The 21411-nt window shown below is 65.3% G+C and carries 20 protein-coding genes; 6 read left to right on the top strand and 14 right to left on the bottom strand.

Going from position 1 to position 21411, the window contains the following annotated elements; all coding sequences use genetic code 11:
* Nucleotides 1–284: 284 nt before the first annotated feature.
* A complete protein-coding gene (locus tag AC1DWU_RS12475) occupies nt 285–1448 on the top strand; it encodes a DUF2865 domain-containing protein (protein ID WP_477150302.1) in 1164 nt (387 codons plus the stop codon).
* Here the strand turns inward: AC1DWU_RS12475 and AC1DWU_RS12470 are convergent.
* The 3 genes from AC1DWU_RS12470 to AC1DWU_RS12460 all read right to left on the bottom strand — a co-directional run bounded on the left by AC1DWU_RS12470 (nt 1393) and on the right by AC1DWU_RS12460 (nt 5651).
* A complete protein-coding gene (locus AC1DWU_RS12470; protein ID WP_477150301.1) occupies nt 1393–2718 on the bottom strand; it encodes a glutamate--tRNA ligase in 1326 nt (441 codons plus the stop codon). The two genes, AC1DWU_RS12475 and AC1DWU_RS12470, sit on opposite strands and share 56 nt — an antisense overlap.
* Nucleotides 2715–4439, bottom strand: a complete 1725-nt coding sequence (locus AC1DWU_RS12465; protein ID WP_477150356.1) for an NAD+ synthase — start codon at nt 4437–4439, stop codon at nt 2715–2717. The genes AC1DWU_RS12470 and AC1DWU_RS12465 overlap by 4 nt, the downstream gene beginning before the upstream one ends.
* A gap of 102 nt (nt 4440–4541) precedes the next feature.
* Entirely contained in the window at nt 4542–5651 is a 1110-nt protein-coding gene (locus AC1DWU_RS12460; RefSeq protein ID WP_477150300.1) for a hypothetical protein, read from the bottom strand.
* Between the two features lie 231 nt (nt 5652–5882).
* Between AC1DWU_RS12460 and AC1DWU_RS12455 the strand changes: the two genes are divergently transcribed.
* Nucleotides 5883–6311, top strand: coding sequence for a response regulator (locus tag AC1DWU_RS12455; RefSeq protein ID WP_477150299.1), 429 nt, complete (start codon nt 5883–5885; stop codon nt 6309–6311).
* On the opposite strand, the gene AC1DWU_RS12450 is transcribed toward AC1DWU_RS12455, so the two are convergent.
* From AC1DWU_RS12450 to rpiA, 4 genes are all read right to left on the bottom strand, one after another.
* A complete protein-coding gene (locus AC1DWU_RS12450; RefSeq protein WP_477150298.1) occupies nt 6312–7694 on the bottom strand; it encodes a class II 3-deoxy-7-phosphoheptulonate synthase in 1383 nt (460 codons plus the stop codon).
* A 65-nt stretch (nt 7695–7759) separates the two neighbouring features.
* Complete coding sequence (gorA, locus tag AC1DWU_RS12445) at nt 7760–9133, bottom strand: glutathione-disulfide reductase (RefSeq protein ID WP_477150297.1); 1374 nt, start codon at nt 9131–9133, stop codon at nt 7760–7762.
* 67 nt (nt 9134–9200) lie between these two features.
* Nucleotides 9201–9740, bottom strand: coding sequence for a DUF2059 domain-containing protein (locus AC1DWU_RS12440; protein ID WP_477150296.1), 540 nt, complete (start codon nt 9738–9740; stop codon nt 9201–9203).
* Between the two features lie 38 nt (nt 9741–9778).
* Nucleotides 9779–10471 (bottom strand): ribose-5-phosphate isomerase RpiA, encoded by a 693-nt coding sequence (gene rpiA / locus AC1DWU_RS12435; RefSeq protein WP_477150295.1) that lies wholly within the window; start codon nt 10469–10471, stop codon nt 9779–9781.
* A 234-nt stretch (nt 10472–10705) separates the two neighbouring features.
* Here rpiA and AC1DWU_RS12430 point away from each other — a divergent pair, with 234 nt between their 5' ends.
* Nucleotides 10706–11299 (top strand): L,D-transpeptidase, encoded by a 594-nt coding sequence (locus tag AC1DWU_RS12430; protein WP_477150355.1) that lies wholly within the window; start codon nt 10706–10708, stop codon nt 11297–11299.
* Nucleotides 11300–11393: 94 nt separating this feature from the next.
* Nucleotides 11394–12434: a GTP 3',8-cyclase MoaA gene (moaA, locus tag AC1DWU_RS12425; protein WP_477150294.1), complete on the top strand. Its 1041-nt coding sequence runs from the start codon at nt 11394–11396 to the stop codon at nt 12432–12434.
* A gap of 73 nt (nt 12435–12507) precedes the next feature.
* Here the strand turns inward: moaA and AC1DWU_RS12420 are convergent, their stop codons facing one another.
* Complete coding sequence (locus AC1DWU_RS12420; protein WP_477150293.1) at nt 12508–13275, bottom strand: SDR family NAD(P)-dependent oxidoreductase; 768 nt, start codon at nt 13273–13275, stop codon at nt 12508–12510.
* Between the two features lie 9 nt (nt 13276–13284).
* On the bottom strand, nt 13285–14931 hold the full coding sequence (locus tag AC1DWU_RS12415; RefSeq protein ID WP_477150292.1) for a GMC family oxidoreductase: 1647 nt from the start codon (nt 14929–14931) through the stop codon (nt 13285–13287).
* Nucleotides 14932–15483: 552 nt separating this feature from the next.
* Here AC1DWU_RS12415 and AC1DWU_RS12410 point away from each other — a divergent pair.
* On the top strand, nt 15484–15723 hold the full coding sequence (locus AC1DWU_RS12410) for a helix-turn-helix domain-containing protein (protein WP_477150291.1): 240 nt from the start codon (nt 15484–15486) through the stop codon (nt 15721–15723).
* On the opposite strand, the gene AC1DWU_RS12405 is transcribed toward AC1DWU_RS12410, so the two are convergent.
* From AC1DWU_RS12405 to AC1DWU_RS12395, 3 genes are all read right to left on the bottom strand, one after another.
* Nucleotides 15720–16601, bottom strand: coding sequence for an alpha/beta hydrolase family protein (locus AC1DWU_RS12405; RefSeq protein ID WP_477150290.1), 882 nt, complete (start codon nt 16599–16601; stop codon nt 15720–15722). The two genes, AC1DWU_RS12410 and AC1DWU_RS12405, sit on opposite strands and share 4 nt — an antisense overlap.
* A 1-nt stretch (nt 16602) precedes the next feature.
* A complete protein-coding gene (locus AC1DWU_RS12400; protein ID WP_477150289.1) occupies nt 16603–17082 on the bottom strand; it encodes an Lrp/AsnC family transcriptional regulator in 480 nt (159 codons plus the stop codon).
* Between the two features lie 109 nt (nt 17083–17191).
* Nucleotides 17192–17818, bottom strand: a complete 627-nt coding sequence (locus tag AC1DWU_RS12395; RefSeq protein ID WP_477150288.1) for a thermonuclease family protein — start codon at nt 17816–17818, stop codon at nt 17192–17194.
* A 180-nt stretch (nt 17819–17998) separates the two neighbouring features.
* On the opposite strand from AC1DWU_RS12395, the gene AC1DWU_RS12390 reads away from it, so the two are divergent.
* Nucleotides 17999–19513: a sensor histidine kinase gene (locus AC1DWU_RS12390; RefSeq protein WP_477150287.1), complete on the top strand. Its 1515-nt coding sequence runs from the start codon at nt 17999–18001 to the stop codon at nt 19511–19513.
* 69 nt (nt 19514–19582) lie between these two features.
* On the opposite strand, the gene AC1DWU_RS12385 is transcribed toward AC1DWU_RS12390, so the two are convergent.
* Together AC1DWU_RS12385 and cobT are read right to left on the bottom strand one after the other, a co-directional pair.
* Nucleotides 19583–20374: an aminoglycoside adenylyltransferase domain-containing protein gene (locus tag AC1DWU_RS12385; protein WP_477150286.1), complete on the bottom strand. Its 792-nt coding sequence runs from the start codon at nt 20372–20374 to the stop codon at nt 19583–19585.
* 3 nt (nt 20375–20377) lie between these two features.
* Entirely contained in the window at nt 20378–21391 is a 1014-nt protein-coding gene (gene cobT / locus AC1DWU_RS12380) for a nicotinate-nucleotide--dimethylbenzimidazole phosphoribosyltransferase (RefSeq protein WP_477150285.1), read from the bottom strand.
* Between the last annotated feature and the right edge of the window lie 20 nt (nt 21392–21411).

The raw sequence follows: 21411 nt of genomic DNA, 5'->3' as shown, positions 1-21411 counted from the left end.
GGATCGGGCCTGGTGACGCTGGATTTGCCAACGGATACCGCTGCTTGGCAAACATCCGGGCGGGAGCGTAGCCGTGATTTCTGCGGGCGGGCAGGCGGTTCGACCTCACAAACTCGGGATGCCCAGTCACGGCTGCGTTATCGTCGCGAGCGTCGGTTGCGGGGTTGCTTATCGGGCGTTAACGCACGCCCGTGCTGTGTTAGACATGAACGAATCTCACGGCGCTGTCTCGCTTTAGGCGTATTGGCCGACTAACGGAGGGCCACACGATCCGGTTCGAACTGATGACTCGCGCCTGGCCCAGGGCCACGACATTCCTCCTCCGCTTTGCGGTGCTGCTGTTCACCGCTTGGGTGGGGCTGCTGATCGACGTCTCGACGGCCTATGCGCAGGCCGACAGCTGCGCGCGCTTGCAGTCGACGCTACGTTCGCTCGACCGGAACTCCGATTTCCAGAACTCACAGGGTGGCCAGCTGAAGCGGCTGCAGCGCGAGGTGCAGCGCTCCGAGAGCGCCTATGTGCGCCAGGGCTGCAATGACGACGCCAAGGCCGGCCGCAAGCTCAACGGCGAGTGCCGGGCGCTGGCGCGCGAAGTGCTGCGCGGGCGCGAGGACGTGAAGCAGCTGTCGCAGAGCGTCGACACCGGAGAAGCCGTGGCGCAGCAGCGCGAGGCGATCCTGCAGGAAATGGCGCGCTTCGATTGCGACGGCCGCTCGCGCGTCAACGTGCAGCGCGAAGGCCGCGGCAACCTGTTCGAGCAGCTGTTCGGGGGGTTCACCGAGGACTTCGACGGCGAGGGCGGGATCCGCGGTGACGAGTTCGACCCGTATGGCGACTACCACACGGTGCGTACGCTGTGCGTCCGCAAGACCGACGGGTTCTGGTGGCCGATCAGCTATTCGACGCTGGTGGATTATGTCTCCAACGACGCACAGCAATGCCGGGCGCAATGTCCGGGGCTGGATGTCGACCTCTACTACTATGACAATCCGGGGCAGGAACCGGAGCAGATGATCAACGAATGGGGCGAACCCTATTCGTCGCTGCCCAACGCATTCAAGTTCCGAACCGAGTTCGACACCGCCAGCAAGTGCACCTCGACGCAGGACCAGGGGTCTATCACCCTGGCCGAGCTACCGACCGGTGGCACGCGGGCCATGGTGACGTTCCGCGGCGCGACCTTCCCGCTGCCGCTGCGCGACGGGCGGCGGATTGCGTCGACGGTCATCGACGCACCGGTGACGCAGGTGGCGGAGTTGACCACCTTTGCGGATGTGCCGCTGCCGCGCCGGCGCCCTGCCGCGCCCGGCGAGACGCCGAAGCCGGTGGTGGTGGCCGTGCCGGTGGTGGCCAATCAGCCCGAGCGGATCGTGCAGTTCGGCGACAAGCGCGTCAGGGTAGTCGGGCCAAGCACGCCGTACGCCCCACAAGTGGCAGCAGGGACTTAAGCTCGGGCCCCTGCTCCCGCCCGGTGAGGGCGAGACGAAGCGGGTGAAACAGCGCCCTGCCCTTGCGGCCGGTGGCGGCCTTCAGGCTTTCGGTCCATTTGGACCAGGTGGTTTCGTCCCATGGCTCGGCAGGCAGCAGGTCGCGCGCCTGGGAAATGAACTCGCGGTCTTCGTCGGCGATGACCGGGGTAACGGGGCCTGAGACCAGCGTGCCGAGATCGGCAATATCGCCGAATACCGACAGATTGCCGCGCAAAGCGAGCCAGAGCGGTTCGGAGGCGAGGCCGAGTGGCTCGAGGCGCGGACGGGCCGCCTCGTAGGGCATCTGGTGGAGGATGCGGGCGTTGAGGCTCGCGAGTTCGGCGGGATCGAAGCGGGCGGAGCCGTGGGAGACGGCGTCGAGGGTGAAGACCTGGCCCAGCGCTGCAAGGTCGGCATAGGGCTCGAGGGGCAGGCTGGTGCCGGTCAGCACTGCGGCCATCGCCACGGCCATCGGCTCGAAGTCGGCCTCGCGCAACTCGGCCAGCGACAGCGAGCCGAGGCGCTTGGAGAGGCCCTCGCCTTCGGCGCCGGTCAGGAGGTTGTGGTGGGCGAAGGCGGGAACCTTGCCGCCCAGAGCCTCGATGATCTCGATCTGCGTGCCGGTGTTGCTGACATGGTCCTCGCCGCGGATCACGTGGGTGATCGCGAGATCTATGTCGTCGACCACCGAGGGCAGCGTGTAGAGGTAGGAGCCATCGGCACGGATCAGCACCGGATCGGACATCGAGGCGGTGTTGACGGTCTGCGGACCCTTGACCAGGTCGTTGAACTCGACCGGGCGGCCATCGAGCTTGAAGCGCCAGTGGGGCTTGCGGCCTTCGGCTTCGTATTTCGCCTTCTGCTCGGGGGTGAGGTTCAAAGCGGCGCGATCGTAGATGGGTGGGCGGCCGAGCAGGCGGGCGCGGGCGCGTTTGCTGTCGAGCTCTTCCTCGGTTTCGTAGGCGGGATAGAGCCGGCCGGCGGCGATCAGCTTGTCGCGGGCGGCGTCGTAGAGCGCTGTGCGGTCGGACTGGCGGACCCGCAGGTCGGGGGTAATGCCGAGCCAGGCGAGATCGGCGTCGATGCCGCGGGCGAATTCTTCGGTGGAACGGGCGGTGTCGGTGTCGTCGAGGCGGAGGATGTACTTGCCGCCGTTGGCCTTGGCGAACAGCCAGTTGATCAGCGCCGGGCGGGCATTGCCCAGATGCAGGCGGCCCGTCGGCGACGGCGCGTAGCGGACGATGGTCATTCGAGGCCCTTGCTATCCAGCCGCGCCATCGGCTCGGCGATCAGGTTCTCGTCGCGGTAGCCGTTGGTGATTGGGTAGCGGCGGCCGAGGCCGAAGGCCTTGCGCGAGATCTTCACGCCGGGGGCAGACTGTCGGCGCTTGTATTCGGCGATGTTGACCAGCTTCTCGATGCGCTTGACCAACGCGCGGTCGAAGCGGCCATCGCCGCGCGCCACAATTTCGGCGACGCTGAGCTCGAGTTCGACCAGCCCGACGAGGATCTCGTCGAGGATCGGGTATGGCGGCAGCGAGTCCTGGTCGGTCTGGTTGGGGCGGAGTTCGGCCGAGGGCGCCTTGTCGATGATGTTCTGGGTGATCACCAGGCCATCGGGGCCGAGGCAATCGGCCGGGCGGTGCTTGTTGCGCCAGTCGGCCAGTTCGTAGACACGCATCTTCAGCATGTCCTTGATCGGGTTGAAGCCGCCGTTCATGTCGCCGTAGATGGTGGCATAGCCCACCGCCATCTCGGACTTGTTGCCGGTGGTGAGGAGAAGCGAGCCGAGCTTGTTGGAGACGGCCATCAGGTAGACGCCACGCATACGCGACTGGATGTTCTCTTCGGTGAGGTCCTGCGGGCGATTGCCGAACACCGGCTGCAGCTCGTTGAGGGCTGCTTCGACCGGATCGCCGATCGAGACGACGTCGTAGCGGACACCGAGCCGTTCGGCGCAATCCTTGGCGTCGGCGAGACTTTCGGGCGACGTGTAGCGATAGGGCAGCATCAGGCAGTGAACGTTCTTGGCGCCGATGGCATCCACCGCCATGGCCGCGACGATGGCGCTGTCGACGCCGCCCGAGAGGCCGAGCACGACGGACTTGAAGCCGTTCTTCTTCACATAGTCGCGCAGGCCGAGGACGCAGGCGCGCCACGGCGCTTCGTCCACGCTCGAGAGCGGGGTCACGTGCGGGTCGGTGCAGCGCCAGCCGTCTTCGGTGCGGGCCCAGTTCGACATCAGGATCTCGGGCTCGAAGCTCTTGGCCTGCACGACGAGGCGGCCGCCCGGCTCGATGCCGAAGCTGGCGCCGTCATAGACCAGTTCGTCCTGGCCGCCGACCTGGTTGAGATAGAGCAGCGGCACGTTGTCTTCAGCCACGCGGTCGGTCACCAGCTTGTAGCGGGTGGCCTGCTTGTTGCGCCAATAGGGCGAGCCGTTGGGGCAGAGAAGGATGCGCGCGCCGTGGTCGACGAGGTGGGCACAGACCTCGGGGTGCCAGATATCCTCGCAGATCGGGATGCCGATCGAGACGCCCTTGATGGTCACGGGCTCCTGCAGCTCGGCGCGCTCGAAGTAGCGCTTCTCGTAGAAGATGTCGTCGTTGGGCAGCTCGCGCTTGTAGCGGCGGGCGATGACGGTGCCCTGCTCGCAGACGATCACGGCGTTGAAGAGCTTGCCTTCCTCGCGCCAGATCGTCGGCATGATGGCGGTGACGCTGGTGCCGGCGGTGGCGCGTGCGAAATCCTCGGCAGCGGCCATCGCGTCGGCGATGAAGCGCGGCTTGAACAACAGGTCGTCCGGGAAATAGCCAGTCAGGAACAGCTCGGAGAACAGGAGGATATCGGCGCCCTGCCCGGCCGCATCGGCCAGCGCCTCTTTGGCCAGCACCAGGTTCTGCGCGATGGCGCCAACCGTCGGATTGAGCTGCGCGAGGGCGATGCGGAGACGATCGGTCACGTTAGAAATCCGAGCCGTTTGAAAACGCGGCAAGACTTATCCGCTCACCCCGGTCGGGGCAAGCGGACAGCCGGTCATGCTGGATCTGATCAGAGAAGTCTGATCAGGAGATCAGAACGAGTAGGTCAGCTCGGCGAGGAGGCCGTAGCGGAAGAGGGAGAACGGGTTCTCGGTGGAGATGACGTTCTGCACGCTCACGTTGGGTTGCGAGTAGAGTGGATCGGGCGGCGCCGGCGGAGCACCGACCGGCGGCTGCTCCACTGGGGGAATGACCGTAACCTGGCGCCAGGTGGCATCGTAGGTGCCGCCGACGTACCAGGCGCGACCGCCGAGACGGATGGTCAGGTTGTCGACTGGGGTGATGCCAACCATCGCCTCGCCCATCGCACCATAGCCCCACCCGGAGACGTCGGTGGCGGAACCGGCGAAGACGTAGGGTGTGCACGGGTCGCCGAGGGCGCAGCCGGGGAATGGGCCAAGGTCGCCGCTGGCACTGCCGGCATGGCCGCCGAGCACGCCGTTGATGGTGGCGAACGGCACGGCGGCGAGTTCGGCACTGACGTCGAGAAACTCGTTGATCTCGGCTTTGCCGCTGAGGCCGAGGCGCAGCATGTTCAGTTCCAGCCTGTCGTCAACGCTATCTCCGGGCAACGACCAGATGCCGGTGTCAGGGTCGAAGTTGACGTCGGCGGCACTCGTAGCGGTGGTGAAGTTGACGCGGCCGGTGCGCGGTGAATTGTTCCAGTAGTTGTAGCCGATCAGGCCGCCTATCCCGTTGCCCTTGCCGTCTCCGAAGGCGTTCCAGCCGAAATCGGCGCCGGCATAGCCGAGGATGCCATCGACGACGGGGGCGGAACCGTATGGATCGGAGTACTCGCCGTTGATAACGGAGGTGTAGCCGGCCCATGCCTTGGCATAGGTACGCGTGGCGTCGTCCTCGATGCGAATATGCGCCTCGACCGAGTGGGCGTTGTCGCTTTCCTCGAAGCTCAACGCCCCGAGATCGAAATTCTGGCTGCCCCACGAGTACCAGTAGCGCAGACCCGTTTCGATGTGGATGCCGTCGCTCTCGTCGCCCATTTCGTTCCAGTCCTTGGGCTCGACTGAGTAGGCGCCGCGGTAGATTTCCTCCGGCGACATGTCGTCGCCCCAGTCCGCGGCGAGGGCCGGGCCGCCGATGGCGGCGGCAAGAACGATGATGCTCGTGGCCAGACGGGACATGGAAAACTCCGCTACAGTACTGTCCTCGTTTATGCCCCGTTAGGGTTAATGTTCCGCTAAACGGCAGTGGCACAATGCAATCGAACGCCCGCAAGCCCTTCGAACTGCACGATTTGCTAACGCTGACGAGGTTTTCCACTGCTACAGGGCGGCTATGCGCCATGGGACTGCAACCCTTGGGCGGGCAGATGAGTTGCACCAGCAATACAGCCGACCGAGTTAGGCAGACTTATGAGCAGCAAGATATTGGTTGTGGAGGACGAGATCTTCATCGCGATGGCGTTTGAAGACCTGTTGCACGACCTGGGCCACGAACCGATCGGCATCGCCCCCGACAGCCGGCGCGCCATGGCATTGGCGTCAGAGGCCGAGCTGGCGTTTGTCGACCTCAATCTCGCGGACGGACCAACCGGCGTCGAGGTTGGGCGCGCCCTCGCCGACCGTGGGGTAACGGTGATCTATATGACTGCCAATCCGGAGCAGCTCGGCGACGGCGTCCCCGGCACCATCGGGGTCATTCCGAAGCCGGCCGACAACAACGAACTTCGCCAGGCTGTCGAGTACGCGATCGCCGTGCGACGCCGCCACCAGGCGGATGCCCGTCCGCCGCTTCGGTTGAAGCTGTTCGACGGGCTCGGCGCCAGTGCCGCCGTCGCCTGACTATTCCGCCGCGATGATCCGCTCGCGCACCGGACGCTGTAGCCGCAGTTCCTCGGCGACGAGGAAAGCAAGCTCCAGCGCCTGGCTGGCGTTGAGGCGCGGGTCGCAATAGGTGTGGTAGCGGTCCTGCAGGCCAGCCTCGGTGATGGCCGCGACGCCGCCGCCGGTGCACTCAGTCACGTCGTCGCCGGTCATCTCGATATGGATGCCGCCGGCATAGGTGCCCAGGGTGCGGTGGATGTCGAAGAAGCTCTTCACTTCGCTCAGCACGCGCTCGAACGGCCGGGTCTTGTAGCCGTTCGAGGCCTTGATGGTGTTGCCGTGCATGGGGTCGGAGCACCAGACGACCACCTTGCCCTCTGCCTTGATCGCTTCGATCAGGCGCGGCAGGTGGTCGGCGATCTTATCCGAGCCGAAGCGACCGATCAGCGTGATGCGGCCGGCTTCGTTTGCCGGGTTCAACTTGTCGAGGATGCGCAGCAGGTCATCAGCCGCAAGGCTCGGGCCGCACTTGATGCCGACGGGATTGCGGATGCCGGAGAAGTACTCGACATGGGCGGCGTCGGCCTGGCGGGTGCGATCGCCGATCCACAGCATGTGGCCAGAGGTGGCATAGTAGTCCCCGGTGATCGAGTCCCGGCGGGTCAGCGCTTCCTCGAAGCCCAGCAGCAGCGCCTCGTGCGAGGTGTAGAACTTGGTCTCACGCAGCGAGGGCGTGTTGTCGCCGTTGAGGCCGAGGGCGCGCATGAAGTCGATGGCGTCGTCGATCTTTTGCGCCAGCTCCTCGAAGCGCGGGTAGGCGGTCGAGTCCTTCATGAACCCCATGGTCCAGTCATGGACGCGGGTCAGGTCGGCGTAGCCGCCCGAGGCGAAGGCGCGCAGCAGGTTGAGCGTTGCCGCCGACTGCCGGTAGGCGAGCAGCAGGCGCTCCGGATCGGGGACACGGGCGGCTTCGGTGAAGGCGATGTCGTTGATGATGTCGCCGCGGTAGCTCGGCAGCGTCACGCCATCGATGGTCTCGGTGTCGGACGAGCGGGGCTTGGCGAACTGGCCGGCGATGCGGCCGACCTTTACCACGGGCTTGGACGCGCCGTGGGTCAGCACCACCGCCATCTGCAGGAAGACGCGGAAGAAATCGCGGATGTGGTCGGCGCCGTGCTCGGCAAAGCTCTCGGCGCAATCGCCGCCCTGCAGCAGGAACGCCCTGCCCTCGGCGACTTCGGCCAACTGGTGCTTCAGCTCACGGGCCTCGCCGGCAAACACCAGCGGCGGGAACTTCCTGAGCTGCGCCTCGGCCGCTTCCAGTTTCGCCGCGTCGGGATAAACCGGCACCTGCGAAATGGGTTTCTGTCTCCAGCTTTGCGGCGTCCAAGTCGTCGGCATAGGCGTCATCTCCCGGTCGGCGGGCGGAATAGCAGGGGATTGGGGCGATGCCAAGCCGCAGCGGTCTACTGCTTTTGGCCGCCGCGATAGACGTAGCTGGGCTTCTTGAAGGTCACCAGTTCCTCGGCGGCGGTCGGGTGCATCGCCATGGCACGGTCGAAATCGGCCTTGGTGGCGTTCATGCCCATTGGGATCGCCGCCATCTGGATCAGCTCGGCGGCGCCCGGGCCGAGGATGTGGACGCCCAGCACCTTGCCGCCATCGGCGAGGGTGATGAGCTTCATCATCATGCGGTCCGACTTCAGCGACAGCGTGTTGATCATCGGGCGGAAGCGGGTGATGTAAACGTCGATGTCGCCGTGTGTGGCGGCATCGTGCTCGGTGAGGCCGACGGTCCCGACTTCCGGCTCGCCGAACACCGCCTCGCCGATCAGCGAGTGATCGACGGCGATTGGATTGTTGTTGAACAGCGTCTCGGCAAAGGCCTGCCCTTCGCGGATGGCAACGGGGGTCAATTGCGCCCGATTGGTGACGTCGCCGACGGCGTAGATCGAGGGCACGCTGCTCTGTGAGTATTTGTCGACGACAATCCCGCCATCCTCGCCAATCGCCACGCCGAGCTCTTCGAGGCCGAAGCCGGTGACGTTCGGCGTGCGGCCAGTCGCGAACATCACCGCGCCGAATGGCGCATCGACGCCATCGGAGAAGCTCACCGTGATGTCGTTTCCAGTCTGGCGAAGACCGCGCACATTGGTCTGGTGGATGATCTTGATGCCGCGGGCCTCGAGGCCGGCCTCGAGCCCGGTGCGCAGATCCTCGTCAAAGCCGCGCAGCAGCTTTTCGCCACGATAGACGATGGTGGTGTTGACCCCCAGGCCGGCAAAGATGGTGGCGAACTCGACCCCGATGAAGCCGCCCCCCTCGATGAGGATCGAGTGCGGCAGTTTTTCGAGGTGGAAGGCCTCGTTCGAGGTGATGCCCAGTTCCTTGCCCGCGATATCAGGGATGTAGGGGTGGGCGCCGGTAGCGACGAGAATGGTTTTGGCGGTGAGCTCGCGGCCGGATTTGACGAGCTTGACGCTGTTCGGCCCGGTGAGCACGGCGCGGTCGCGGATGATCTCGGCACCGGGCTTTTCCAGCCCGGCGACATAGGTCGCCTCGAGCCGGGCGATCTCCTTGTCCTTGTTCGCTACCAGCGTCGGCCAGTCGAAGCTGGCATCGACGGTCCAGCCGAAACTCGGGGCGATCTCGAACAGGTCCTTGAAGCGCGAGCCGTAGACGAACAGCTTCTTGGGCACGCAGCCGCGGATCACGCAGGTGCCGCCGACGCGATACTCCTCGATGATCGCGACCTTGGCGCCGTACGTTGCGGCTACGCGCGCCGCACGCACGCCACCCGAACCGGCACCGATCACCACGAGATCGAAACTGTCACTCATCGCATACCCCGAACGTAAAAAGGCCCCGCGCGATGGCGGGGCCTGCAATCAGATAGGGTGCCGAAGCTCAGGTGTCGATACCCTTGGCCTTCAGCTCGGCGCGAACCCGGGCGAAGAACTCGGTGTTGAGGTTCGACGAGAACACATCCATGACGCGGCTGATGGTGCCGCTCAGCGTGGCGTTGGACTTGGCCAGCTTGATGCCGGTCGGCGAGGAGTAGAAATCGACGATCTGCTGCAGCTCTTCCTGGGTGAAGGAGAGCGCGTAGATGCGCGCGAACTGGTCGAACAGCTCGCCTTTCTTGCCCTTGTAGGTGGAGATGACAGCCTCGATCGCGGCGTTCAGCGGCTCGGCGATCTCCGGATTCTGCGGCAGCAGCTGCTTGTAGGTGTTGATGCCCGCCTGCACGACGCTGGCTTCATAGAGGCCGCCGGTGTCGGTCAGGTCGACATACTTGCGTGCCAGCGCCAGGTGCTCGGGCGCAATCTCGGTCGGCGACTGGCTCATGGCCGGCAGCGCGACGAAGCTCGAAAGGATCAGCGACAGCACGGCGGCGACAAGCATCGGCGCGCGCTTGAAGGTGGACGTCATCAGCTTGGTGCCCATTGGTTGTGTTTCCCCTATAGCCTCTATCCGAGCGGCTCTCAGCCGTCCAGAACGTCGACACCGGCGGGACCGGCCACGTAGGCCCGCTTGCACAGCCCGATGAACAGGCCGTGCTCCACTACGCCCGGGATGTCGACCAAGGCCTTCGCCAGCGCTTCTGGCTGAGGAATACGGCCAAAAAAAGCGTCAAGGATAGCGTGCCCGCCGTCGGTTACGTAGGGCGTTCCATCGGCTTTGAGGCGACGGCGCAGATCGCCCTCGGCATTGAAATCGGCCATCACGACGCGGATCGCGGCGGTCGTGGCGCCGAGGCCGAAATGATTGACCTCGATCGGCAAGGGGAAGCGACCGAGCATCTCGACGCGCTTGCTGGCGTCGGCGATGACGATCATCCGCTTGGAAGCGGTGGCGACGATCTTCTCGCGCAGGAGAGCGCCACCCGCGCCCTTGATCAGCGCCAGGCCGGGACCGATCTCGTCGGCGCCGTCGACGGTGAGATCGAGCTCGGGCGTGGTTTCGAGATCGGTGAGCGGAATACCGAGGCTTCGTGCCTGCGCGTCGGTGACCTCGGATGTCGGGATGCAGACGACTTTCAGCCCTTCCTGCACGGCGCGGCCGACGAGGTCGACGAAATGCTTCGCCGTCGAGCCTGTGCCCAGGCCCAGGCGCATGCCGCTCTCTACTTCTGCCATCGCCGCAGCGGCGGCGCGGAACTTCGGATCATCTGACACAACAAGGCCCTCCCCTGCGCCGGACCTAGGAGAGGTCCGGGGGCCTGTCAACCGGCGGCTTCACGCAGAGGTGAATGGAAATGTCGCTTCGCCGCAACACAATGTGGCTTGGGTGTTCGGAGTTTGTCCGAATCGTGGCATCGCCATTCACGGCCTGTTAGGAACAGTCTATCAACCATAACTGACTGGCTCGCTAGCAGGGTCAATTTCGTCAAGAGGCGCAGTTTGAAGAACATGTCCAAGAGCAGAATAGCGATTGCCGCCTTGTTGTCGGCGATCGTCAGCCTGTCGGTAGTTGCTCCGGCCGCGGCGGCACGGATCTACAATCCCGATTCCAACATCTGGGAAGACTCGACCACCGTCAAAGCCCGGACCAAGCGCGGCAGCCCGATCGCACGCTCGATCGTCAACTACGAAACCAAGTTCAAGCCGGGCACCATCGTCATCGAGACCTCGGAGCGCCGGCTTTACCTGGTGCTCGCCGACGGCAAGGCGATGAAGTACGGCGTCGGCGTCGGCCGTGACGGCTTCCGCTGGTCGGGCCAGCACCGCATCACCCGCACGGCCGAGTGGCCGGGTTGGACGCCGCCGGCGCAGATGCGCAAGCGCGTTCCGGACCTGCCGGCCTATATGCCCGGTGGCCCGGACAATCCGCTGGGCGCCCGCGCGCTCTACATCGGCTCGACGCTGTACCGCATCCATGGCACGTCCGAGCCGTGGACGATCGGCCAGGCTGTGTCGTCGGGATGCATCCGTCTCACCAACGAAGATGTTACCGACCTCTACGAGCGCGTGAAGGTCGGCGCGCTGGTGGTCGTTCACCAGTAACGACGGATCAAGTTTTCGATTTGGCCGGCCCTGGTGGCCGGCCTTTTCATTTTCAGTGCTAGGCGGCGACCGGCTGGTTGCGGTAAAAGGCCTGATGTCCCTGACGCTTCTCGAACAGCCGAACCTCGCGCCCACCGGTGCAGAGCGCCCGCTCATCGATCGATATGGCCGGCGGATCACCTATCTGCGCGTGTCGGTGACCGACCGCTGCGATTTCCGCTGCGTCTATTGCATGTCCGAGCACATGACGTTCCTGCCCAAGCACGAAGTGCTGAGCTTTGAGGAGATCGACAGTATCGTCACCGCCTTCGTCGCCCGCGGGGTGAAGAAGGTGCGGCTGACCGGCGGCGAGCCGCTGGTGCGGCGCGACATCATGGAACTGGTCGAAAAGATCGGCGGCCATCTCGGGCAAGGGCTCGAGGAGGTGACGCTCACCACCAATGGCAGCCAGCTTCGCCGGCATGCGGAAGGCCTGGCCCGAGCTGGGGTGAAGCGGCTCAACGTGTCGCTGGATACGCTCGACGACAAGCGCTTCACCGAAATCACCCGCCGGGGACGGATCGCCGACGTGCTCGATGGGATCGACGCCGCCGACGAGGCCGGACTGAAGATCAAGATCAACATGGTGGCGATGCGCGGCGTCAACGAAGACGAGATCGAGCCGATGCTGCATTGGGCGCATGGCCGCGGCTTCGGGCTGACGCTGATCGAGGGCATGCCGCTGGGCGAGGTCGGGATAGACCGCGTCGACACCTACCTGCCGCTGAAGGAGCTGCGTGAGCGGCTGCAGTCGAAATACACGCTGGAGCCGACCGGGCACCGCACCGGCGGGCCGGCCCGCTACGACTACGTGGCGGAGACCAACGGCCTCGTCGGGTTCATCACCCCGATGAGCCACAATTTCTGCGAGAGCTGCAACCGCGTGCGGCTGACTGCGACGGGACAGCTCTACATGTGCCTGGGGCAGGACGACATGGTGGACCTGCGCGGTGCCATCCGCGACGGCGGGCCGGAGGCGCTGGACGCGGCGCTCGACCGCGCGATGCTGCTGAAGCCCAAGGGGCACGATTTCGTGCTGGACCGGGACCACACGGCGCCGGCGCTGAGCCGGCATATGAGTGTGACCGGCGGTTGACGGCGCCCCAGTCGTCCTGACACGTCGGTGGTTTGCCGCCCCCCACCCCTGGCTCGCGCCGGTGTTGGTGTGATCACCGCACCGTATATCCCCCATCCACCACCAGCACTTCGCCCGTTACATACCCCGACGCCGGTGAGCACAGGTATAGCGCCGCTGCGCCGATATCTGTGGCCGAACCCGGCCGCTTCATTGGGGTCATGTCGCGCCAGACCGGGCCCCAGACCGGATCCGCCAACCCGCCATTGGTCATGTCGGTGGTGATGTAGCCGGGGGCGATCGCGTTCACCCGGATGCCGTCTTCGGCGTAGTCCGAGGCAAGGCTCTTGGTCAGCATGTGCACTGCGGCCTTGGACGCATTGTAAGCTGCCTGCGGCTGCGGGATGTTCGAGATCAGCCCGGAGATCGAGCCGATATTGAGGATCACGCCGCTCTTCTGGGCGCGCATTGGGATGAGCGCCGCCTGGCAGGCGCGGAAGACGCTGTCGACGTTGATATCCATCAGCCGGCGATACTGCTCTTCTGGGAAGCTGTGGGTCTCGCCGTGCTGGGCGACGCCGGCATTGTTGACGAGGATGTCGAGCTTGCCGCCGCCGAGCCTTACTGCCTCGGCGACGAGTTGCGCGGGCACCGCGGGGTCCTGCACGTCGCCCTGGATATAGTCGACCTTGTGGCCGGCGTCCTTGAAGCGCGCGACGACATCCGGCTTAGGGACCTTGGACGAGAGGATAACGTGGGCGCCCGCGTCGGTCAGCGCTTCGACGATGCCAAGGCCGATGCCCCGGGTGGCGCCGGTGACCAGCGCGACTTTGCCGTCCAGACGAAACAGATCGAAGATCATTGCTCTCTCCTAATGCAGCACAGCTGTTGGCGGCCGGTCGAGGCCGAGAATGAAATCGGCGCAGCGATCGCCCAGCATCATGGCGGGCGCCGTGGTGTTGCCGGCGTTGATGTTGGGTACCGCCGACATGTCGGAGACGCGGAGGTTATCCACGCCGCGGACGCGCAGGCGCGCATCGAGAACGGCCATCGGGTCGCCGTCGGCGCCCATTTTCGCCGTGCTGGCCGGATGGTAGTTGGTCTTGACGAAGCGCCGGCAGTGCTCGGCCATCACCTCGTCGCTGAGGTCCGGGCCGGGCGGCGCGATGACCTTTTCGATGCGCTTGCCGAGGGCGCCGGTGAGGAGCACGTCGCGGAAGAAGCGCTGGCCCTCGACCATCATCTTCATGTCGTCCGGGTGTTGCAGCAGATGCGGCGAGACCAGCGGCATGTCGGCGGGGTTGGCTGAGCGCAGCTCGACGTAACCGCGCGATTTGGGCTTCACCAGCACGGTGGTGATGGTGACCCCGTAGGTGTCGTCGAACACCTTCAGCAGGTCGCGATCGAGGTAGACGATCGGCACGCAGAACGCCTGGATGGAGGGCGGTGCGTCGCGGTCGACGGGGTTGATGAAGGCGCCGGCCTCGAAGCCGGCCGAGAGGATCGGACCATTGCCGAACAGCTTGAAGTTGAGGCCGTTCTTCAGCATGCGCCAGCCGACGCCCTGCTTGAAATAGCCGTAAGGCCCGTTGGCGACCGAGATCACCGGGACTTCGGGATGGTCGATGAGGTTCTGGCCGACGCCGGGCAGATCGACGAGGGTATCGATGCCGTGGCTACGCAACTGCTCGGCGGGGCCGAGGCCTGAGAGCATCAGCAGTTTCGGTGTCACCAGCGCGCCCGAGCTGAGGACAATGTCGCCAGATGAGTAGGCGGTGTGCTCGGTGCCAGCCGCGTCTCGGTAGGTGACGCTGACCGCCCTGCCCTTCTCGATGTTGATCTTCTGCACCGCGGCGCGGAGGCGCACCGTCAGCCGCGGGTCGTCCTTCAGCGGCTCGACATAGGCGTAGGCGGCGCTCGAGCGTTTCCCCTTGCGGTTCATGAACTGGTAGAAGCCGACGCCGCGCTGCGTCACGCCGTTGAAATCGTTGGTGAACGGCTCGCCCTTCTGCTGCACGCTCTGTACGAACCAGCGCGACACGTCGTCGATGTGGCCCGGGTCGGAGACCAGCAGCGGGCCGTCATTGCCGTGGTAGTCGTTGCTCAGCCGGTTGTTGCCCTCGATGCGGCGGAAGTGCTGCAGCACGGTCGACCAGTCCCAGGCGGCGCCGTCATTGCTGCCGCGCAGGATCTGGTCCCACTCGTCGTAGTCCGAGGGCCGGCCGCGCATGTAGACCTGCGCGTTCACCGAGGTGCCGCCGCCGAGCACATTGCCCTGCGGAATGTCGTGCACGCGACCATCGAGGTGCTGCTGCGGCACGGTGTGGTGATAGGTCATGTACTTGGAGCCGTTGATCAGCTTGAAGATCCCCGGCGGCATGTCGAGCAGCGGATGATGGTGCGAATAGCCCGCCTCGAGCAGCAGCACGCGCCGCCCGCCATCGGTCACCAGCCGGGCGGCCGCGACACAGCCCGACGCTCCCCCTCCGATCACGATGTGATCGAATTCCTCCCGCATATTCGCCCCCTCCAGGACCGCGCCCTAACCGGCGCGCAGGTCAGGCGCTTTGCGCCATCTTGTTCGCCTACCATAGACGGGCCGTAGAAAAAGTCGAACGGTCGGAGGAGGCCGGACCGCTCAAAAGTCAGGGGACGCGCAGATAACGGCGGTCCGTTATGTTCGCGTTACTTACGGATACGCGAATCGGCAAACTTCGCGCTCGTTCCATCATGTAAGACGTAATCCCACCCTGCCGGAGAAGCATTGCCTGCAAGTATCTGAGAGCACTTTCTGTCCTCATCCATCCGCTTTGACCGCCTAAACTTAACCATTCGCCTCTTCTCGAAAAATGTGATTGGTATCGCCGCCTGTTTGACTAAATTTCGCCGCATATTCTGCGAATTGGAGACGCCAGCGCAGTCCCGGATGAGCCCGAATGGTCTTCCGGCGAGGCGATGTAGGGCTGGGACAAGTGAATACCGAGATACGTATTGATGCGCGTCGCATCGCGCCGCCGGATAATGTTGCGCAGCGGCGCCGGGATTGGCTGGTTTGCGGAGCGCCCGGAGCGTGACCGACAGTCCGTCGCATGCACAAATTCGCGCGGCGCGCGCCTATCTCGGCTGGACCGCCCTGGACCTTGCCGCCGAGGCAGGCGTCTCGTTCTCGACCGTGCGGCGCGTCGAAATGCCTGGCCCGCGGGCGGTACGCGACGAGAACTTCGCCGCCATATGCGACGCCTTTGCCCGCCATGGCATGCGGTTCGTCACGCATGACGATGGGACGCTTGGGGTTGCAGGCCCGCGCTAGAGGCTCTTGGCGAAGAACGCCAGCGCAGCTTCCCGCATGCGCGGCGTTTCCTGGTGCTTGACGCCGGGTTCCGACACCAGTTGCAACCGGTTGGGGTGGCCGGCGTAGGCCGCGCTTGTCTCGTCCCAGGCCAGCGCCACGGCTTCCGGGGGGGTGAGCGAGTCCGCCTCGCCGATGCAGATGAGTTGCGGGCGCGGCGCGACCAGCGCTCCGATGGCGCCGGCATCGGCCTCGTTCAGCAGGCCCGGCACCACGAGATAGACACCGTGCCCGTCGTGGGCGCCCAGCTCGATCATGGTGCGGAGGTCGGCAAAGCAGCAGAGATGCGCCACGGCCTTGATGCGCTCGTCCATGGCGGCGAGCCAATAGCTCAGGGTGCAGCCCATCGAGATGCCGAAGGCGCCGATGCGGAGCGGATCGACCTCAGGGCGCGACGCCAGGTAGGTCAGCGCGGCCGAGTGATCACAGAGCATCTGGCCGAACAGGCCCTTGCCGTACCAGAGCAGCGCCTTGGCGGCGGCGCCTTCCGACACGGTGGCGCGCTTGCCGAACACCGGCATGTCGATGCAGAGCGTCACATAGCCGGCGCGGGCGAACACCGGCCCGAGCGGATCGAGCAGATACTCGCGGCCGTCGAGCAGTTCGTCGGCGCCGATGTCGTAGCGCCCGCCATGCGAGTGGCCGTAGAGGATGGCCGGCAGGCGGCCCTCGACCTTGAGCGGACGGGTGAGGATGCCGCGCACCTCGGTGTCGTCGAGCAGCAGGGTCAGGTGTTCGACCTCGTAGCCGTCGCGCTGCTCGATATGGGCGGCGCTGAGCGAGATAGCCGGTTCCACCAGCCCGACGAGCTGGCGCAGTCTTTCGCGGGTAACGGGCATGCTACTTGTCGTCGTCCGAAACGATGGCGAACTCGAGCGGCAAAGCCGTGGTGTACTTGATCTGCCCCATGGCGAAGGACGAGCTGACGTCGGTCAGATTGATCTTCGAAATCAGCTTTTTATAGAACGAGTCGTAGGCCGCGATGTCGGGCACGACGACGCGCAGCAGGTAATCGACCTCGCCGCTCATGCGGTAGAACTCGACCACCTCGGTGAAGTCGTCGACCACCGCAGCGAACTTCCGCATCCACGCGTCGTTGTGCTCGTTGGTGCGGATCGAGACGAACACGGTGACGCCGGCGTTGATCTTGGTGGGATCGAGAACCGCGACGCGGCCCTTGATGATCCCGTCCTCTTCCATCTTCTGGATCCGGCGCCAGCACGGCGTCGTCGACAGCCCCACCTTGCGGCCGATTTCGGCAACCGGAGTGGTCGCGTCCTTCTGCAGGAGCGCAAGAATCTTGCGATCGATCTTGTCCAAAGCTATGGCAGCCCCCTTGAAATCAGATTGCGTGACGGTGGAAAAATCACCGATGCAGCGCAAAAATACCCAGTGCAGGCGGCCATACAACGCAAATATCTTGCGCCTGTCAACTAGACAGAAGCTTCCAAAGCCACGCCAGAAACCGATCAAATCGACTGGGATTTCCGGTCTCGGCGGCGGTAGCAGCCGCCTCGCGCCGGCGCCATGCGGCAGGCGCGTCGAAACTGCCTTGCCAGATGCCGAGCCGCGCCTTGCGGGCTGATGCCTCTACGCCGGCGTAACGGCTTGTGGCAACTGCAAATCCGTCGGCTACCATGGCCTCGGCGATGTCGGTTTTGCCATCGCGGCAGAGGGCGAGCAGCCGGCCGTAGCGGTCGTGGCCCTCCGGCCGGCAGGTGAGTGTCTTGCCGCGCGTCAGGTCGCGCATCCAGCGCGACGAGCGGGCGCCGCACTTCCAGGTGCCGCCGTCAGCCGTGCGGCAGGTCTGGTTCCACTCGGGCGCATCGAGGCCGGTAAGCCGGATGCGCTGGCCGGCGATGTCGATGGTATCGCCGTCGACCACGCGCTCCACGCTTCCGGTCAGCGGCGGGCCGTCGAGTGAGAACGGTGCGTCGGGCATGATGAGGTAGACTGCGAGCAACCCTGCCCCGACCACCACGATGATCCAGCTTCGCCAACGCATGCGGAAACGGCGCGGCAGCGGCGTGCGGCGCCCGCTTGCCCAAGCCGGCATGGCGCCCTGCACTACTGGCGAACACTGCCGATTGTCTTGGGCTTTACCCATTTGGCCACCCGGCAGTTCACCGTAACTTAACCATGCGGCGCATAGGGTTTTTGCACAAGCGTAACGAACGCGTTTCCTGTTCGCGATAGTGTTGTGTTGAGTATTTGAGTAATGGCGTTGAAGCCCGCGATGCACGATGAAGACGTGCGCGCCCAGATGGGTCGCGAGCTTCGCCGTAACTCGCAGCGGACGGTGTTCGACGCGCGCCAGCGCCTCACCTCAAGCTCCGGCACCCGCGCTTCCTTCGATTTCGAACTGCTGGACGAATATGCCAGCTCCCGGCTTGGCGGGCTGCTGGCCGTGCCGGCCCTGGTGCTGATCCTGGCGCTGTTCGCCAGCCTGTGGGTGTCGCCGCTGGCCGCCGCGGGCTGGGCGGCCCTGGTGATCGTCGCCAATCTGGCCGTGGCCTGGCTCTGCCGCCGCTTCAAGGACGAGCCGCAGGAGAAGTTCAACGCCGGGCGCTGGACCGCCAGCTTCGTCGTCGCCGAGATGGTGAACGGCATCGCCTGGGCGCTGCTGTCACTGTTCACGCTGATGACCACCGATGCCGGACCGCTGCTGGTGGCAATGTTCGCCATGGCGCTGATCGGTATTGCCGCCAACGCCGTATCGACGCGCACGCTGCCTGGCGCCACGCTGTCGAGCACGCTGCCCTCCGCGGTGACGGTGACGATGAGCCTCGTCACGGCCGGCGGCACGCTGAACTGGGCGCTGGCCGCGGTCGTCGTTGGCGGCGAGATGTTCTTCGTCTACCTGGCCAAGCAGCTGTACAAGTCGGAACTCGAGACGATCGAGCACCAGGCGGAAAAGGACTCGCTGATCAACGAGCTCGAGGAAGCTCGCGAGATGAGCGACGAGGCTCGGCGCCACGCCGAGCAGGCCAATATCGCCAAGTCGCAGTTCCTCGCCACGATGAGCCACGAGTTGCGGACGCCGCTCAACGCCATCATCGGCTTTTCCGAAGTGCTGCAGTCCGAACTGCTCGGGGCGCATAACGTGCCGCAGTACAAGGAATATGCCGGCGACATCCATAGCTCCGGCCAGCACCTCCTCAACCTCATCAACGAGTTGCTCGATCTGAGCCGCATCGAGGCGGGCAAGTACGACCTCAACGAAGAGGCGGTCTCGCTGATCGATATCGCCGAGGATTGCCGGCGCATGGTGGAGATCCGCGCCAAGGCCAAGAGCATCGAGCTGTCGGTCAGCTATGCGCACAACCTGCCCAAGCTCTGGGGCGACGAGCGGGCGATCCGCCAGGTGGTGTTGAACCTGCTCTCCAACGCCATCAAGTTCACCCCGCAATCGGGCAAGGTGCACCTGATGGTGACGCGCTCGGGCGATGGCGGGCAGTTGCTGAGCGTGCGCGACAACGGGCCGGGCATTCCCGAGAACGAGATCGAGACGGTGTTGTCGTCGTTCGGCCAGGGTTCGCTGGCGCAGAAGACCGCCGAGCAGGGTGCGGGGCTGGGGCTGCCGATCGTGCAGAAGATCATGGAACTGCACCAGGGGCGCTTCGACCTGTTCTCGAAGTTGCGGTTCGGAACCGAGGTGATCGCGACTTTCCCCCGGGCGCGGGTGATGGATGCGCTGGCGCCGGTGGTGGAGAAGAAGCCGCGGCTGCAGATTTACTCGGAAGCGAGCTGAGCGGGACGACATCCACCGGCCCCGCTCTTCCCCGCGAGGGGGGAGATGGGCGTCGAGTAACCGGCCACGTCAGTCCACAATCTCCTCAATCGCCATCTCCACAAATGCCAGTGCATCCCTCCGCCTCGCGAACGGGTTGCCGTATCGCGATGGCTCACCTTTCCGATACGCCAGCGCTTCCTCCACAATCGGCCGCCACCGCGCATCGAACGCCGTTAGTGCCCACTCGCCGGCCGCGGACTTGGAAGCAATCTTGCCCGTGGCATTGGTGTAGTGGAGGCGGCTGATGCCGAGGACGCCCCACATCGGCATGGCGCGGCCGAACATCTGGACTCCTGTCGACGAAACGCCCGACGCTCGGGCCAACCAACGCCGCCAGTAGCTCTCGGCGTTCCCGCGCACCCATGCGACGAGCCGTTCCCGGTCGTGCCACAGCGCGTCGCGGTCTAGCTCCCCGATGACTGTCACGGCGTCGGCGAGCGCGAACCACGTCACCGGGTTGCGGTTGCCGCGCGCCACGATGACGAAATCGCCCTGTTGGGACGTCGGCCCATCCGCGACAGCGTCGGGGCCGGCGTGCAGTTCATCCTCCGTCAGCCAGACGCCATCGAGGCTCGGCAGGGTCGGGTCGGTGCGATAGCTGCGGTGGACGACGACCAGCGCCTCGGCGTCGTCATCAGTCAGTTCCCGCGATAGCACAGCGACGAAATCGAGGTCGCTCCTGCCCGGACGGAAATCGCCATCGGCAACGGAGCCGACAAGATGCAGGCTGCGGATCAGGTCGCCGGTATTGCGCTGCAACAGAGCGGCGAGATGGCCAGTGGCGAGGTCGATGGTCGACTGCGCACCGGCCGCGATCATCGCCTACGCCTCCTTGTCGCTGACCCCGGCGCTGCCGAAGGTCGCCATGTTTTTGTGCAGGTGAAGCGCGGTCTTGGCAAGCACCGCCGCGAGGGCCGCGCCGCTCCCCTCCCCCAGCCGCATGCCGAGGCTGAGCAGCGAGCGCTTGCCCATCGCTTCGAGCGCGCGGGCATGGGCATGCTCCGCGGACACGTGACCGAAGATGCAGTGGTCGATCGAATCCGGGTTCACGGCATGGGCGATCGCCGCAGCGGAGGTGGCGACGAAACCATCGACGATCACCGGGATTTTCTGCTGGCGCGCTGCGATGATGGCGCCGAGCATGGCGGCGATCTCGCGACCGCCGAGGCGGGCGAGGATGGCGAGTGGATCGGTGAGTGCGCCGCCATGGAAGGCGATGGCCCGGTCGACCGCATCGGCCTTGCGCTTGAGGCCGGCATCGTCGACGCCGGTGCCGCGACCGACCCAGTCAGCACCGGTGCCACCATAGAGGGCGGTGTAGAGCGCGGCGGCGATGGTGGTGTTGCCGATGCCCATTTCGCCGATGGCGAGCAGGTCCGGCTTTCCGGCGATCGCCTCCATGCCGTAGGCAATGGTCGCGGCGCACATCTTGTCGTCCATCGCCGCTTCGCGCGTGATGTCGCCGGTGGGCAGTTCGAGCGCGAGTTCGAAGACGCGCAGGTTCAGCTCGTGCAGCGCGCAGATCTGGCTGATCGCAGCGCCTCCGGCGGTGAAGTTGGCGACCATCTGCGCCGTCACCTCGCGCGGAAAGGCCGAGACGCCCTGGTCGGTGACGCCGTGGTTGGCGGCAAAGATCGCGACCATGGGGTTATCGAGCGTCGGTTTCGCCTTCCCCTGCCAGCGGCCGAGAAACTCGACCAGCCCCTCTAGCTCGCCGAGCGAACCGGGCGGCTTGGTGAGCTGGCGATCGCGCTGGCGGATGGCAGCGACCGCGGCTTCGTCGCCCGAGGGGGCGATATGCAGGAGGTCGATGATGTCGGCGAAGGGGGACGGCAATTTCAGCTCCGGATCGGGGG

The organism is Devosia sp. P2_G7 (assembly GCF_056403495.1).
This window is presented reverse-complemented; position numbering and strand designations above follow the sequence as displayed.

Coding starts and splice junctions, on each gene's coding strand:
- AC1DWU_RS12475 (WP_477150302.1), top strand. CDS start 285: ATGACTCGCGCCTGGCCCAGGGCCACGACATTCCTCCTCCGCTTTGCG.
- AC1DWU_RS12470 (WP_477150301.1), bottom strand. CDS start 2,718: ATGACCATCGTCCGCTACGCGCCGTCGCCGACGGGCCGCCTGCATCTG.
- AC1DWU_RS12460 (WP_477150300.1), bottom strand. CDS start 5,651: ATGTCCCGTCTGGCCACGAGCATCATCGTTCTTGCCGCCGCCATCGGC.
- AC1DWU_RS12455 (WP_477150299.1), top strand. CDS start 5,883: ATGAGCAGCAAGATATTGGTTGTGGAGGACGAGATCTTCATCGCGATG.
- AC1DWU_RS12450 (WP_477150298.1), bottom strand. CDS start 7,694: ATGCCGACGACTTGGACGCCGCAAAGCTGGAGACAGAAACCCATTTCG.
- gorA (WP_477150297.1), bottom strand. CDS start 9,133: ATGAGTGACAGTTTCGATCTCGTGGTGATCGGTGCCGGTTCGGGTGGC.
- AC1DWU_RS12440 (WP_477150296.1), bottom strand. CDS start 9,740: ATGGGCACCAAGCTGATGACGTCCACCTTCAAGCGCGCGCCGATGCTT.
- AC1DWU_RS12430 (WP_477150355.1), top strand. CDS start 10,706: ATGTCCAAGAGCAGAATAGCGATTGCCGCCTTGTTGTCGGCGATCGTC.
- moaA (WP_477150294.1), top strand. CDS start 11,394: ATGTCCCTGACGCTTCTCGAACAGCCGAACCTCGCGCCCACCGGTGCA.
- AC1DWU_RS12420 (WP_477150293.1), bottom strand. CDS start 13,275: ATGATCTTCGATCTGTTTCGTCTGGACGGCAAAGTCGCGCTGGTCACC.
- AC1DWU_RS12415 (WP_477150292.1), bottom strand. CDS start 14,931: ATGCGGGAGGAATTCGATCACATCGTGATCGGAGGGGGAGCGTCGGGC.
- AC1DWU_RS12405 (WP_477150290.1), bottom strand. CDS start 16,601: ATGCCCGTTACCCGCGAAAGACTGCGCCAGCTCGTCGGGCTGGTGGAA.
- AC1DWU_RS12395 (WP_477150288.1), bottom strand. CDS start 17,818: ATGCCGGCTTGGGCAAGCGGGCGCCGCACGCCGCTGCCGCGCCGTTTC.
- AC1DWU_RS12390 (WP_477150287.1), top strand. CDS start 17,999: ATGCACGATGAAGACGTGCGCGCCCAGATGGGTCGCGAGCTTCGCCGT.
- AC1DWU_RS12385 (WP_477150286.1), bottom strand. CDS start 20,374: ATGATCGCGGCCGGTGCGCAGTCGACCATCGACCTCGCCACTGGCCAT.